The organism is Burkholderia sp. Ac-20344 (assembly GCF_017104975.1).
Taxonomy (GTDB): domain Bacteria; phylum Pseudomonadota; class Gammaproteobacteria; order Burkholderiales; family Burkholderiaceae; genus Burkholderia.
Genome location: NZ_JAAGPP010000023.1, coordinates 45,654 through 58,501 on the forward strand (window position 1 = coordinate 45,654; position 12,848 = coordinate 58,501).

The 12,848-nt window shown below is 68.0% G+C and carries 14 protein-coding genes; 8 read left to right on the top strand and 6 right to left on the bottom strand.

Annotation, left to right across the window (positions count from 1 at the left end):
- Window positions 1-60: 60 nt before the first annotated feature.
- Complete coding sequence (locus G3N64_RS10540) at window positions 61-792, top strand: class I SAM-dependent methyltransferase (RefSeq protein ID WP_205783750.1); 732 nt, start codon at window positions 61-63, stop codon at window positions 790-792.
- A gap of 24 nt (window positions 793-816) precedes the next feature.
- Here the strand turns inward: G3N64_RS10540 and G3N64_RS10545 are convergent, their stop codons facing one another.
- Complete coding sequence (locus G3N64_RS10545) at window positions 817-2,238, bottom strand: cytochrome c peroxidase (protein ID WP_205783751.1); 1,422 nt, start codon at window positions 2,236-2,238, stop codon at window positions 817-819.
- 94 nt (window positions 2,239-2,332) lie between these two features.
- Window positions 2,333-4,006: an alkaline phosphatase family protein gene (locus tag G3N64_RS10550; protein WP_205783752.1), complete on the bottom strand. Its 1,674-nt coding sequence runs from the start codon at window positions 4,004-4,006 to the stop codon at window positions 2,333-2,335.
- A 348-nt stretch (window positions 4,007-4,354) separates the two neighbouring features.
- Here G3N64_RS10550 and G3N64_RS10555 point away from each other — a divergent pair, with 348 nt between their 5' ends.
- Window positions 4,355-5,266 carry an EamA family transporter gene (locus tag G3N64_RS10555; RefSeq protein WP_205783753.1) on the top strand — a complete coding sequence of 304 codons (912 nt, stop codon included), beginning with the start codon at window positions 4,355-4,357 and terminating at the stop codon, window positions 5,264-5,266.
- Window positions 5,267-5,303: 37 nt separating this feature from the next.
- Here G3N64_RS10555 and G3N64_RS10560 read toward each other — a convergent pair whose 3' ends face one another.
- Window positions 5,304-5,777 (bottom strand): Lrp/AsnC family transcriptional regulator, encoded by a 474-nt coding sequence (locus tag G3N64_RS10560; RefSeq protein WP_205783754.1) that lies wholly within the window; start codon window positions 5,775-5,777, stop codon window positions 5,304-5,306.
- Between the two features lie 317 nt (window positions 5,778-6,094).
- Between G3N64_RS10560 and G3N64_RS10565 the strand changes: the two genes are divergently transcribed.
- The 6 genes from G3N64_RS10565 (at window position 6,095) to G3N64_RS10590 (ending at window position 10,481) form a co-directional block, all read left to right on the top strand.
- Window positions 6,095-7,480: an amino acid permease gene (locus tag G3N64_RS10565; RefSeq protein ID WP_205783755.1), complete on the top strand. Its 1,386-nt coding sequence runs from the start codon at window positions 6,095-6,097 to the stop codon at window positions 7,478-7,480.
- Window positions 7,481-7,525: 45 nt separating this feature from the next.
- Entirely contained in the window at window positions 7,526-8,728 is a 1,203-nt protein-coding gene (locus G3N64_RS10570) for an amino acid aminotransferase (RefSeq protein ID WP_205783756.1), read from the top strand.
- Window positions 8,729-8,891: 163 nt separating this feature from the next.
- Window positions 8,892-9,290 carry a DUF488 family protein gene (locus G3N64_RS10575; protein ID WP_205783757.1) on the top strand — a complete coding sequence of 133 codons (399 nt, stop codon included), beginning with the start codon at window positions 8,892-8,894 and terminating at the stop codon, window positions 9,288-9,290.
- Window positions 9,291-9,428: 138 nt separating this feature from the next.
- Window positions 9,429-9,719, top strand: a complete 291-nt coding sequence (locus tag G3N64_RS10580; RefSeq protein WP_205783758.1) for a DUF1488 domain-containing protein — start codon at window positions 9,429-9,431, stop codon at window positions 9,717-9,719.
- A gap of 16 nt (window positions 9,720-9,735) precedes the next feature.
- Entirely contained in the window at window positions 9,736-9,975 is a 240-nt protein-coding gene (locus tag G3N64_RS10585) for a UDP-glucose 4-epimerase (RefSeq protein WP_069251529.1), read from the top strand.
- Between the two features lie 155 nt (window positions 9,976-10,130).
- On the top strand, window positions 10,131-10,481 hold the full coding sequence (locus G3N64_RS10590; RefSeq protein ID WP_205783759.1) for a metal ABC transporter ATPase: 351 nt from the start codon (window positions 10,131-10,133) through the stop codon (window positions 10,479-10,481).
- A 54-nt stretch (window positions 10,482-10,535) separates the two neighbouring features.
- Here the strand turns inward: G3N64_RS10590 and G3N64_RS10595 are convergent, their stop codons facing one another.
- From G3N64_RS10595 to lhpI, 3 genes are all read right to left on the bottom strand, one after another.
- Window positions 10,536-11,315, bottom strand: coding sequence for a helix-turn-helix domain-containing protein (locus tag G3N64_RS10595; protein WP_205783760.1), 780 nt, complete (start codon window positions 11,313-11,315; stop codon window positions 10,536-10,538).
- A 16-nt stretch (window positions 11,316-11,331) separates the two neighbouring features.
- Window positions 11,332-11,736 (bottom strand): response regulator transcription factor, encoded by a 405-nt coding sequence (locus G3N64_RS10600; protein WP_205783813.1) that lies wholly within the window; start codon window positions 11,734-11,736, stop codon window positions 11,332-11,334.
- Window positions 11,737-11,904: 168 nt separating this feature from the next.
- Window positions 11,905-12,840 (bottom strand): bifunctional Delta(1)-pyrroline-2-carboxylate/Delta(1)-piperideine-2-carboxylate reductase, encoded by a 936-nt coding sequence (gene lhpI / locus G3N64_RS10605; RefSeq protein ID WP_205783761.1) that lies wholly within the window; start codon window positions 12,838-12,840, stop codon window positions 11,905-11,907.
- Window positions 12,841-12,848 lie beyond the last annotated feature (8 nt).

A 12,848-nucleotide genomic window follows, 5' to 3' on the forward strand; every position in this document is an offset into this window, starting at 1 on the left:
CGCCATCCGCCGTCCGATCGGGCAGAATCGACACGCCCGGATGCTACCGACGGAGGCCGCATGACCGATCCGAACGACCCACCCAGCCGCCAGGCTTACGCGAGCTTCGCGCAACGCTATGCGGATATCGCACCGACGAAGGCGCACAACGCGCTCTACGAACGTCCCGCAACGCTGGCGCTGCTCGGCGACGTCGACGGCCTGGCGGTGCTCGATGCCGGCTGCGGGCCCGGCATCGGCAGCGCACACCTCGCACGCCGCGGTGCGACGGTGCATGCGTTCGACGTCACGCCGGAGATGGTCGCGCTTGCGAAAGCGCGCTGCGCGGGCCTCTCGGTCGACATCGTGGAGGGCGATCTGGAGGGGCCGCTCGCCTGGTTGCGCGACGAAGCATTCGACAAGATCGTGTGTTCGCTCGCGTTCGACTACGTGCGCGATCTTGCGCCGACGCTGCGCGAATTCCGGCGTGTCGCGCGGCCGGGCGCCACGCTCGTGTTTTCGATGGCGCATCCGATGCGCGACTGGATGGACGAACGCACGCGTGGCGAGGGCACGTATTTCGATACGTCCCGCTTCGGCTTTCACTGGTCGGGTTTCGGCGAACCGAAACCCTATGTCGAAGCGTGGCGGCGGCCGCTGGCCGACATCCTGAACGCAGTGGCCGACGGCGGCTGGCGGCTCGACCGGTTCGTCGAGCCGAAGCCGCTGCCCGAGATGAAGGCCGCGTCGGAGCGGCTCCACGCGGAGCTGTCGCTGGCCCCGGCCTTCCTCTGCATCCGCGCGCGCCGCTGACCCGGCACGGCGCTCAACCGGTGCTCAGTGCTGCACCGGCTCGTCGTTCAGCGTGCCGAGGAACGCTTCGATATCCTTGATATCCTGCGCCGTCATCGCGGGCTTGTCGCCCGGCTTGCGGTCGAACGGCGCATCGGTCACGTCGACGTTCGCGCGATATTTCGGCGGGATGTCGTCGTACTCGTCGACCTTGCCGTCCGCGCCTCGCGAATAGAACTTCTGCGGCGAGATGCTGCGCTCGTTGTAGAACGCCATCACCTGGTCGAGCGTATGGAACACGCCGTTGTGGAAGAACACGTGGCGCGTCGCCGAGTTGCGCAGCGTCGGCGTCAGGAACATCGCGCAATACTGCGTCTGGTCCTTCAGGTCGTCGCGGAACGGTCCGCACACGCCGAGATCGTAGAACGCCGGGTTGCGGTTCTGCGCCAGTTCCTTGTTGCGCGGCGCACCGAGCGCCTCGTACTGGTAGTCGGTAAACATCGGCGGCAGCCCGTCCTTGCCGGGCTTCGACAGGTGGCAGCCGGCGCAATTCGCCTTGTCCGGATCGTTGAACAGGCGCAGCCCGCGCAGCTCGGCCTGCGTCAGCCGCGCACGGCCTTCGAGCCAGCGGTCGTACTTGCTGTCGTACGGGTGGAACGACGGATCCTCGACCTGGTAGCGCGCGATCGCGAACATCGCCTCCGACACCGCGAGCTGCGGGCTGTCGAACACGCGCGCGCCGAACAGTTGCTCGAGCTGCGCGCGGTGCGGCGACTGCGCGAGCTTGCGCGCGACGTCGTCGATGTTCGCGTTCGCCATCTCGACCGGATTGAGCAGCGGGCCGAACGCCTGCTGCTGCAGCGTATCGGCGCGGCCGTCCCAGAACATCCCGCCCTGCGGTACGAGCTGCGGCGCGGCCGACGTGCCGGCCACCTTCTGCGCCTTGACGACGCCGGCCGCCGACGCGGCCTGCTGCGCGACGGTCGGCGCGGCGTCGTTTTCACCGGCATCGGGGCCGATGCTGAAGTTCGGCTGGCGGTACAGGTACATCAGCGACGGCGGCGGGCGATAGCCCTGCTGCGTCATCGCGAGGCCGCCCGGCTGCACGTCGAGCGCGTTCGGCGGGCCGTACGCATGATCGGGGCTGTGGCACGACGCGCACGACTGCTTGCCCGACGCCGACAGCGACGGATCGGCGAACAGCGCACGGCCGAGCTGCGCGACCGCCGACAGCGGCTGCGCGGCGGGCCGCTGCAGCACGACCGGATCCGGGTTCGCGCCGGTCCAGTCGGCGACGACGGTGCCGATCGCAGCCGGCACCTGCGCGGGGAACGCGATCGCGAACGCGCCGTAGCCGAGCACGGCGGCGCCGATCGCGAACGCCGCGCGGCGCAGGAGGCGGGAAGGCGTGCGCGGCGCGCGGGTGCCGGGGGTGTCGGGAGACGGGAACGCAGGGCGAGCTGTCATGCTGTCGGTCGGAAATCGGGCGCCGCACGCAGCGGCGCGTTAAACGGAAACGGCCGGCGCGTGAGGCGCCGGCCATGCGGTCATGCAGTCGCGGTCAGATCGCCGGTGCCGCGCTCAATGCGGTGCCGAGCGTCGGGTCGAGATACAGCGGCGTCGTGTTCGGCTTCGACGTGAAGTCGAACAGCGCACGCAGGTCGCCTGCCGTCGCATCGAACGAACCGCCGCCGATGCGCTGGCCGCCGAGCCAGTTGTCCTCGATGAAGCGCACGACGGACGACTGGTCGAGCATCGTGTGGTCGACGTAGTTCTGCTTCGCGTACGGCGAGATCACGATCAGCGGGATGCGCACGCCCGGGCCGCAACGGCCGTTCACGGTCGTGCCGTTCACGCCGGTGGTGCCGCCGGTGCCGCACTTGCCGCTGCCGTTCAGCTGGTCGACCGGGTCCGACGACGCGCGGGTCGGCGCCGTGTACACGTGGTCGTACCAGCCGTCCGAGTCGTCATAGGTGACGATCACGGCCGTGTTCTGCCAGTCCGGCTGCTGCTGCAGGAAGTTGACGACCTTCGTCACGAACGCCTGCTCGTCGAGCGGATCCGAATAGCCCGCGTGTGCATCCTGCGCGGCCGGGGCCTTCAGGTAGCTGACCGACGGGAAGTTGCCGGCCTTCACGGCGGCGAAGAAGTCGTCCGTGTCGTACTGGTGGTTCGCGGGCTCGGCGGTCTTGCCGTCGGTCTGGAGGCTCGAACCGATCGCCGCGACCGAGCTCGGGCGCGTGTGCTGCGGGTTCGCGGTCGACGCGTAGTACTGGAACCAGTTGTGGTGCGGGATGTAGTCGGCCGTCGCGGCGTTCACGGCGGTGGCGACCGTGCTGCGCGCGCAGCCCGTCGTACCGTTGCCGTTCGTCGTCGACAGGTTGAAGCCGCCCATGAAGCCGCCCCACGTGATCTTCGCGCCGTTCAGCAGGTCGCCGATGTTCTTGCCGGTCATCATTGCCTGGTCGGTCGTGCTCGAGCACACGTCGAAGCCCGGGTCGACGTCGTTGATCATCGTGAAGCCGCCCTGGCCGTCGTTGATGTAGTACGAGCTGGCGGCGAGCGTCGACGGCTGCTTCGACGTCTTGACGATCTGCATCCCGTTGGTCTGGCCCGACACGACGTTCAGCGCGCCCGGCGTCGACGGGCCGTAGACCGTCGTGAACGTGTTGTCGCTCATCGCGAAGCGCTGCGCATAGTTCCACAGTGCCGTCACGGTGTTGCCGTCGAAGTAGCCCATCACCTGGCCCTTCGTGCCGAACGCACCGGCGCCGCCGGACGAGCCTTTGCCCGTGTATTTCGGGAACAGGTCGGCGAGGCCGTTGTCCTCGGCCTGCTGCTCGGCCGTGTACGCGTGGTTCTGGTCGGCGGTCGCGGCCTGCGTGCGGTCGAGGCGGAACGGGTTCGCCGCGTCGGTGCCGTTGGCCGTGTTCGTGAAGTTCGGGTTCGCGGTGAGCAGCGTGCCCGTCAGGCCGTTGGGCGCCGGCGTGCCGGCCTTGGCGGTGAACGCCGGTTCGCCCGACGGATTCGTCGCGTTCGGGTAGGTGCCGAAGTAGTGGTCGAACGAGATGTTTTCGCCGTAGATCACGACGACGTGCTTGATCGGCGTGGCGGTCTGCAGCGCATCCTGCGACGACACGGCAGGCGTCGACGCGGGATCGTCGCTGCCGCCGCAGGCGAACAGCGCCAGCGCTGCGGCTGCGCAGGCGGTGACGAGCAAGGCTTGACGGAACATCGGGAAACTCCAGGTAAGGTCTTCGATGGTGGGAGCGGCCCCGTCGCCGTGTCGGTTCGGCGCGGAACTCGCGAGAGAGCACGCGCATTGAAACAGCCCCGTATGAAGATATGGGGACGGAGTGATTTCGCGAGGGTTGCGCTGCGGTATCGATTTCATTACGGCGGCATGCGGCGCGAAAGAGAACGGAAAGGGGCGAACCACATGCCAGCTTTGCGTCACACGGCGCTGCGCGTGGCGCCACTGCCGCGGATGCCGCGCGGGGCGGACGAAAGGGCGCTGCCGAGCGGTTCGAGCAAGGTGCCGCGCAGTGCCGGTTTTTTGACAATCGGATGACGGATTCATACGATGAACGCCCTGCGGCGACGATTTCGCGTAGCCGACCGTCAGCGAGCATTCATCGTGCCGATCCCCGTTCTGTTTGCGGTTCTGTGTGCGGCGTTCCTGCATGCGTCATGGAACGCGCTCGTCCGCAGCAGCGGCGACCGGCTGCGGTCGGCCACGGTGCTGCAGATCGCGATCGGGCTGTTCGCGGTGCTGTTCCTGCCGGCCGCGGCGCCGATCACGCCCGCGAGCTGGCTCTGTGTCGTCGCATCGGCCGTGCTCCACGTCGTCTATACGCTGCTGCTGGTGCGCGCGTACGAGCACGGCGACCTGACCGTCGCGTACCCGGTCGCGCGCGGCACCGCGCCGCTGCTCGTCACGCTCGGCGCGGCGGCGTTCGCGGGCGAGCACCTGAACGTCGGCGCGCAATGCGGGCTCATGCTGATCTGTGCGGGCATCATGGCGATCGGCCTGGAGCGCGGACGCGGCGCGAAGCACCGGACGATGCAGGTACTGCCGACCGCGTTCGCGACCGGCGTATCGATCGCGGCCTACAGCGTGGTCGACGGGATCGGCGTGCGGGAAAGCGGCAACACGGTCGGCTATACCGCGTGGATGTTCGTGCTGACGGGCGCGATGATGGCCGCGTATTACCGGCTGCGGGCGGGGCCGTTGCGGCTGACGCAGGATGTCGGCGAGACGGCGAAGGCTGCATGCGGCGGTGTGTTCGCGGCGCTCGCGTACGGCATCGTGATCTGGGCGATGGATCGCGCGCCGATGGGGCCGGTGTCGGCGCTGCGGGAAACGAGCGTGGTGTTCGCGGCGCTGATCGCACGCGTGTATCTCGGCGAGCGGCTGACGCCGCGCCGGGCGGCCGGTTGCGTGGTGATCGCGGCGGGCGCGTTGCTGATCAGTGCGTTCGAAGCGGTGCGGTGAACGGGCCGGCCGGGCGCGCGGCCCGCGGCTTCAGCCTTTACCCCTCCACCGGCATCGCACTCGTGCACTTGATCTCGTCGAGGCACACGCTCGAATGCACGCCGCTTACCCCCGGAATCCGCATCAGCGTATCGAGCAGGAACCGCGACAAGCCCTTCAGGTCGTGCGCGACGACCTTCAACACGTAGTCGATGTCGCCCGTCACCGAAAAGCACTCCTGGATCTGCGCGAGATCGGACACCAGTTTCTGGAACTTCGACAGGTCGCGGATATGCCCGCGCTCCATCGTCACGTGCACGAAAGCGGTGACGCCGAAACCGAGCGTGTCGGGGCACAGCCGGGTTTCATAGCGGCGGATCGCGCCGATCTCCTCCAGCCGCCGGTGGCGGCGCAGCGTTTGCGCGGGCGACAGGCCGACGGCCTTCGCCAGGTCGAGGTTCGACGCGCGGCCGTTCTCCTGCAGGATCGCGAGCAAGTGGCGATCGAGGCGATCCAGAACCGGTTCATGCATTTTTGTTTCCTCATTCGTCTCCTGGATGCAATCTTATCTCATAATGTAGGGTTTGCATGAACGGGTTACGAAACCCGATTTCGCCGTCGCGACGCTAAACTGACGCCGGATTTTCGTGTGCGAACGCAGCACTGCGGGCGCGGCGACGGTCGGCGGCCGGTCTGGCGGGCACGCCGACGCGAATCGGGCGCCGCCACGCGAAGATTGCAGTCCCCAACCCGGCGGCTCCACGAACGGCCCCGGCACAGCAAAACAGCGCCCGGCACACCGAGGCGCGCCGCACCGCTTCAGGCGGAGGCGGACAGAGTGGAGAAGACATGGTTTCTGGAAACGAGAGCGACGGCCTGAAGCGCGGGCTGAAGAACCGGCACATCCAGCTGATTGCGCTCGGCGGCGCGCTCGGTACGGGGCTGTTCCTCGGCATCGCGCAGACGATCAAGATGGCGGGCCCGTCCGTGCTGCTCGGCTATGCGGTGGCCGGCGTCGTCGCGTTCTTCATCATGCGCCAGCTCGGCGAGATGGTCGTCGACGAGCCCGTCGCCGGCTCGTTCAGCTACTTCGCCAACAAGTACGTCGGCCACTTCACCGGCTTCCTGTCGGGCTGGAACTACTGGGTGCTGTACATCCTCGTCAGCATGGCCGAGCTGTCGGCCGTCGGGATCTACGTGCAGTACTGGTGGCCCGGCGTGCCCACCTGGGTGTCGGCGCTGGTGTTCTTCGTCGCGATCAACCTGCTCAACCTGGCAAGCGTGAAGTCGTACGGCGAGACGGAATTCTGGTTCTCGATCATCAAGGTCGCCGCGATCGTCGGGATGATCGGCTTCGGCGGCTGGCTGCTCGCGAGCGGCCATGCGGGGCCGGAGGCGAGCGTCCGGAACCTGTGGCAGCACGGCGGCTTCTTCCCGAACGGCGTGTCGGGGCTCGTGATGTCGATGGCCGCCATCATGTTCTCGTTCGGCGGGCTGGAGCTGATCGGCATCACCGCGGCCGAGGCCGACGATCCGAAGCGCAGCATTCCGCGCGCGACCAACCAGGTGATCTACCGCATCCTGATTTTCTACATCGGCGCGCTTGCGGTGCTGCTGTCGCTGTATCCGTGGGAAAAGGTCGTCACCGGCGGCAGCCCGTTCGTGCTGATCTTCCATGCGCTGAGCAGCAACATGGTGGCCAACGTGCTGAACGTGGTCGTGCTGACGGCCGCGCTGTCGGTCTACAACAGCGGCGTGTACAGCAACAGCCGGATGCTGTTCGGCCTCGCGCAGCAGGGCAACGCGCCGAAGGTGCTGTGCTCGGTGAACAAGCGCGGCATTCCGCTTGCGGCGCTCGGCGCGTCGGCGCTCGCCACCGGCGTGTGCGTGCTGGTCAACTACTTCATGCCGGGCAAGGCGTTCGAGGTGCTGATGGGCCTCGTCGTGTCGGCGCTGATCATCAACTGGGCGATGATCACCCTGATCCACCTGAAGTTCCGCCAGGCGAAGCGCGCGGCCGGAGAGGAGACTTCCTTCCGCAGTCTGGGCTATCCTTTCACGAATTACCTGTGCCTGGCATTCATGGCCGGCATTCTCGTCGTGATGTACCTGACGCCGGATCTCCGCCTGTCGGTGTACCTGATCCCGGTTTGGCTCGCGGTGCTCGCGGTCGGGTATCGCTTCCGTCAGAAGAATGCAGGCTTTGCGGTGCAAGACGGCGCCTCCGCACGCTGACGCAGGCCACGACCGATCATTCTTCCAAACGAGAGCGATAAAGCCATGTTCGAACACATCGACGCGTACCCGGGCGACCCGATCCTGACGCTGAACGAGAACTTCCAGAAAGATCCGCGCGACCAGAAGGTCAACCTGAGCATCGGCATCTACTTCGACGCCGAAGGCCGGATTCCGGTGATGGGCGCCGTTCGCGAAGCCGAAACCGCGCTGCAGCGCGACAGCGGGCCGAAGCCGTATCTGCCGATGGTCGGCCTGGCCGCGTATCGCGATGCCGTGCAGGCGCTCGTGTTCGGCGCCGATCACCCGGCCCGCGCGGCCGGCCGCATCGCGACGCTGCAGACGCTCGGCGGTTCCGGCGCACTGAAGGTGGGCGCCGATTTCCTGAAGCGCTACTTCCCGGATTCGCAGGTATGGCTCAGCGATCCGAGCTGGGAAAACCACCGCTTCATCTTCGAGCGCGCCGGCTTCACGGTGAACACGTACCCGTACTACGACGAGGCGACGGGCGGCCTGAAGTTCGACGCGATGCTCGCGGCGATCGACGCGCTGCCGGCGCGCAGCATCGTGCTGCTGCACGCGTGCTGCCATAACCCGACCGGTGTCGACCTCGACGAAGGCCAGTGGGAGAAGCTGATCGACGTGATCGAGGCGCGCGGGCTGCTGCCGTTCGTCGACATGGCGTACCAGGGCTTCGGCGCAGGCCTCGACGCCGACGCGTTCGCGGTGCGCGAGCTGGCGCGCCGCGGCGTGCCGGCACTGGTCGCGAACTCGTTCTCGAAGAATTTCTCGCTGTACGGCGAGCGCGTGGGCGGCCTGAGCGTCGTCTGCGAGGATGCCGCCGCGGTCGACCGCGTGCTCGGCCAGCTGGCCGGCGCCGTGCGCTCGAACTACAGCAACCCGCAAACCTACGGCGCGAAGGTCGTGGCGGCCGTGCTCGGCACACCCGCGCTGCGCAAGCAGTGGGAAGAGGAACTGGCGGCGATGTGCCGCCGCATCGCGCGGATGCGCCAGTCGATCCATGACGGCCTGCGCGACCACGTCAGCGGCGAGGCGCTGACACGCTACGTGAAGCAGCGCGGGATGTTCACGTACACGGGCCTGACCGTATCGCAGGTCGACGCGCTGCGCGAAGTGCACGGCGTGTACATCCTGCGTTCGGGCCGGATGTGCGTGGCGGGCCTGAACGACTCGAACGTCGCCATCGTCGCGGATGCCATCGGCAAGGTGCTGAAGAGCGGCGTCTGATCGCGGCGCGCTTCGGCGCGCCACGCGGCTGGCCGAACCGGCTGCTTCCCGCAAGGGGGGGCAGCCGGTTTTTCGTTGCACGGACGCAAAGTGCACCACCCGGCTGACGCGGGGGCAGGCGCGGCGGTACGATCACGGAATCGAACGCGACAAAAGGAGCGACATGGGCATCCGGATCATCCAGCTCGGCACGCCGCGCGCGGCCGGCGAGGGCCTGCGGATCGGAACGGTGCGGCGGCCGCCGCGCGGCGTGCCGAAGGCGGAATTCGCGTCGCGCAACTACTATGATGTATGGTTGCCGACGTTGTCGCCGAGCCCGGAGCTCGTCGCGCAGGCGCAGGCAGCAGAAACCGATGCCGAATGGAACGCGTTCAAGCGTCACTTCCGGGCGGAGATGGCGCATGGCGATGCGCCGAAGGTGCTGGACCTGCTGGCGGCGCTGTCGGCGACCACCGCGTTCTCGATCGGCTGCTATTGCGACGACGAACGCCATTGCCACCGCAGCGTGCTGCGCGAACTGCTCGCGGAGCGCGGCGCGGCGATCGAGCCCGACGCGGGCTGAAAGCGGGCTGAAGCGGCGTCGCCCAACCACGCCGGCACGCTGGCGCACCGTCATCGTGCGGCGCAGCGAACCGGTTGACGTGGGTCAAGCGTGCGGGCGCGCGCGCCACTATGCTCTTGTCATGGAGCGATCACGACGATGACAGGCGGACAGATGCAGATTGCCTTCCCGCCGGAACCACCCGAATATTGCGCACGCGACCTGGTCGTGGCGTTTTCGGCACTGGTCGACGGGCGTTGCGTACAGTGTGCGGTCACGGCCGAGGCGCTGGAAGATCATTTCGGCGCACCGTCGCTGCTCGAACGCGACCTGCTGGCTGCGTTCGACGCGCACCGGTCGGCGATCGAGGCGATGGCACGACGCATGCTCGAGGAAATCGGCGGCCGACCGGTGCTGCTGCACAGCGGCCACTTCCGGCTCGCAGGCTGATACCGCAGGAGGGCGCATGTCACTGCAAGGCAACATTCACGAACGCGACTGGTCCGTCGAAGTCGAGACACGCCCGTGCGAATCGGGCGAGTTCCGCTGCCGCGTGTCGGTCGAGCACGGCACCGGTGCCGCGCGTTTTCATCACACGTTCGAGCACAGCCATGCGTATCCGACCGAGCGCGAGGCGATGATCGAAGGGCTGCGGGCCGGCATGACATGGATCGAGATGAAGACGTCGCAGACCTTCAACGTATGAACGATCCCGCGCCGACGAAGGCGCGGGCAGACTATCGGCCAGGCAGCGATCGAAGAATTCGCGCCGTGCCACGGGTAACACGTGCCACCGCCTTTCGGTGCGGGCAGCACTTGCAAGGCGGTCGACGAGCGGGCGGCCCCGTCAGGAGACACGACATGGGCGTGGGCATGCAGATCGCCTGCTACGGATTCGCGGGTTCCGCCGCGGTCGAAGCCGAGGCCGGCGCGCAGCTGGTGCGGCTCGAACGGTTTCGCGCGCTGATCGCCGGCTGCCACCTCGTCGTCGAATCGCGTGCCGCCGCCGATGGCGCACGCCGGTACGACGTGCGGCTCGACCTCGTGATGCACGACACGGCGCTCTGGCCGCTGCCGCCGTGCGTCGGCGACGACGTGGACGACACGCTGCGCCGCGCGTTCATGCAGGCCGAGCAGGTGCTGATCGCGTGTCAGGCGGGCGGTGCAGGGGTGGGGCTGCGCAACGCGGCATCCGGCGGCGCGATGCAATGATGCATCGCGTGCGGTGCCGCGCGGGCCGCCGAGAGCCGTCCCGGTTTGGGGCTGTCAGACCCGTGCGAGCGCTTGCGAGTCGATGATGCGCACGCGCTTGCCGCGCGTTTCGACCAGCGCTTCGCGATGGAACCGCGAGAACATCCGGCTGACGGTTTCGAGCTTCATCCCGAGATAGCAGCCGATTTCCTCGCGCGTCATCCGCAAGTTGAATTCCGTCGCCGAATAGCCGCGCGCCTCGAAGCGCGACGACAGGTTCAGCAGGAAATGTGCGACGCGCTGCTCGGCCGACATCGTGCCGAGCAAGAGCATCTGGCTCGATTCGCGGACGATCTCGCTGCTCAGCATCTGGTAGAGGAAGTGCTGCATCGGCTTGATCTCGCGGCATGCCGCTTCGAGCGCGCCGAACGGGATGATGCACACGACGCTGTCTTCGAGCGCGATCGCGTCGCAGCAGTGCTGGCCGCCGCCGATGCCGTCCATCCCGAGCGTTTCACCGGCAATCTGGAAGCCCGTCACGTGCTCGCGGCCGTCGCGATGCATCATCACGGTCTTGAACGAACCCGCGCGCACCGCATAGATGCTCTGGAACGGATCGTCGGTGCGGAACAGCGCGTCGCCCTGGCGCACCTGCCGGGTCGTGCAGATGATCGCGTCGAGGCGGCCGTATTCGGCCGCGGTCAGGTGCGGCGGCAGGCACATCGAGCGCATCACGCAGGCCGAGCAGCGCGTGGCGGGGTGTTTGGCGGCGTCGGCGCGCGTGACCGCGCGAAGCGGAATCGTCGGCCGGGGCGTGATGGATACGTCGGCGGCGCAGGCGGTGGCTGTGGACATGAGTCACTCCGGCTCGTCAGGGGCGGTGCGCGCGAGCGTGCACCAGGGATTCGATGACACGGCATGCAGCGTCGAATTCGACGGTCTTGTCGAAGAAGTAGTCGGCTCCGGCCGACGCGCATGCCTCTCTGAATGCCGGCGCCGAGTGATTCGTCAGCACGATCGTGACGATGCGCGGCGCGGCCTTCGACAGCGCCCCGATCAGGTCGAGGCCGCTGCCGTCTGCCAGCCGCAGGTCGACGATCACCACATCCGCGTGGCTGCTGCGGATGTGCGTCCACGCGTCCTGTCCGTCTTCCGCCTCGCCCACGACGGCGACGCCGCGGATCGCACCGACGAGCAGCGCGATCCGTTGCCGGACGGCGACGGCGTGATCGACGAGAAACACCCGGAGCGCGGCGGGTAACTGGCTGGCATTCATGCCGGCAGTATCGTGTTGCGCCGCCAAAAATGAAATCGGCCGAATTGGAAGTTGATGTAGGCCGCTGCGACGCGTTGTAGGGCGATTCCTACAACGCGTACGGGAAACCGCCGGAGCGGCCTCGGTGTGGCGTTGCCGCGTGCGCGGCCGAAGCGTTGCTCCGCCGGATCAGCCGGCCCGGCGTGCGTCCAGCGCATCGCGTGCGGTGCGGCACGCGGCCAGATCCCACGCGGCGCAGCCGACGCTCTTGAACAGCAGCGGCCCGTTGCGGTCGAAGGCACCGCCCAGCACGTCGGCGAGCGACGCGACGTGTTGCCAGTCGACCTGCGCGACGATCAGGTCGCCGGCTTCGTGGCGCGCGCCGGCCGGATCGTCGACGACCAGCCGGCTGGCGCGCACCGTGTTCGCGTCGATCTCGGCCGCGTCCGCGGTGAACGCGCCGACGCCGACCACGAGCCGGCCCTCGCGCGCGGCTTCGCGATAGACGGGCGTGCGGCTGGTCGTCAGCGTGACGACGACATCGATCGCATCGGGAATCGCGTCGCCGTCGAGCGGCACGAGATGCGGCGCGTGCGCCCGGTGCGCGCCGCAGAATGCGGCCGCGCTGTCGGCACGTGTGCCGCGCACGTGAAGGCGCGCTTCGGGAAAGATTGCGGCGAGCGCTTCCGCGTGATTGGCTGCCTGCTTGCCGGTGCCGATCAGCAGGATGTCGCGCGGCGCGGCGCCATGCAGCGCCTGGATGCCGAGCGCGGTGATGGCCGCCGTGCGGCGTCCGGTGACGGTCGGGCCGTCGAGCGCGAAGCGCATCTCGCCGGTGGTCGCGTCGTACGCGGTCACCTGGCCGAGGATCGTCGGCAGCCCGCGCGCGCCGTTGCCCGGGCACACGTTCACGAGTTTGTGGGTCGCGAGGTCGCGCGCGCTCGACGGCATCGACAGCATCACGCCGCCGGCCTGCAGCGGCACGACGAGGCGTTCGGGGCTGACGATCTCGCCCGCCGCATAGTCGGCGACGGCCTGCCTGAGCGTGGCGAGCAGTGCCGGGTAGTCGAGCAGCGCGGCCGTGTCGGGCGCATCGAAAACGGGAATCGGGGAAAGAGCGGTCATCGTGTACG

Excerpts from the sequence above, each read along its gene's own strand:
- G3N64_RS10595 (WP_205783760.1), bottom strand. The coding sequence starts at position 11,315 with ATGTCCACAGCCACCGCCTGCGCCGCCGACGTATCCATCACGCCCCGG.
- G3N64_RS10600 (WP_205783813.1), bottom strand. The coding sequence starts at position 11,736 with ATGAATGCCAGCCAGTTACCCGCCGCGCTCCGGGTGTTTCTCGTCGAT.
- G3N64_RS10580 (WP_205783758.1), top strand. The coding sequence starts at position 9,429 with ATGACAGGCGGACAGATGCAGATTGCCTTCCCGCCGGAACCACCCGAA.
- G3N64_RS10550 (WP_205783752.1), bottom strand. The coding sequence starts at position 4,006 with ATGTTCCGTCAAGCCTTGCTCGTCACCGCCTGCGCAGCCGCAGCGCTG.
- G3N64_RS10570 (WP_205783756.1), top strand. The coding sequence starts at position 7,526 with ATGTTCGAACACATCGACGCGTACCCGGGCGACCCGATCCTGACGCTG.
- lhpI (WP_205783761.1), bottom strand. The coding sequence starts at position 12,840 with ATGACCGCTCTTTCCCCGATTCCCGTTTTCGATGCGCCCGACACGGCC.
- G3N64_RS10565 (WP_205783755.1), top strand. The coding sequence starts at position 6,095 with ATGGTTTCTGGAAACGAGAGCGACGGCCTGAAGCGCGGGCTGAAGAAC.
- G3N64_RS10540 (WP_205783750.1), top strand. The coding sequence starts at position 61 with ATGACCGATCCGAACGACCCACCCAGCCGCCAGGCTTACGCGAGCTTC.
- G3N64_RS10575 (WP_205783757.1), top strand. The coding sequence starts at position 8,892 with ATGGGCATCCGGATCATCCAGCTCGGCACGCCGCGCGCGGCCGGCGAG.
- G3N64_RS10560 (WP_205783754.1), bottom strand. The coding sequence starts at position 5,777 with ATGCATGAACCGGTTCTGGATCGCCTCGATCGCCACTTGCTCGCGATC.
- G3N64_RS10590 (WP_205783759.1), top strand. The coding sequence starts at position 10,131 with ATGGGCGTGGGCATGCAGATCGCCTGCTACGGATTCGCGGGTTCCGCC.
- G3N64_RS10545 (WP_205783751.1), bottom strand. The coding sequence starts at position 2,238 with ATGACAGCTCGCCCTGCGTTCCCGTCTCCCGACACCCCCGGCACCCGC.
- G3N64_RS10585 (WP_069251529.1), top strand. The coding sequence starts at position 9,736 with ATGTCACTGCAAGGCAACATTCACGAACGCGACTGGTCCGTCGAAGTC.
- G3N64_RS10555 (WP_205783753.1), top strand. The coding sequence starts at position 4,355 with ATGAACGCCCTGCGGCGACGATTTCGCGTAGCCGACCGTCAGCGAGCA.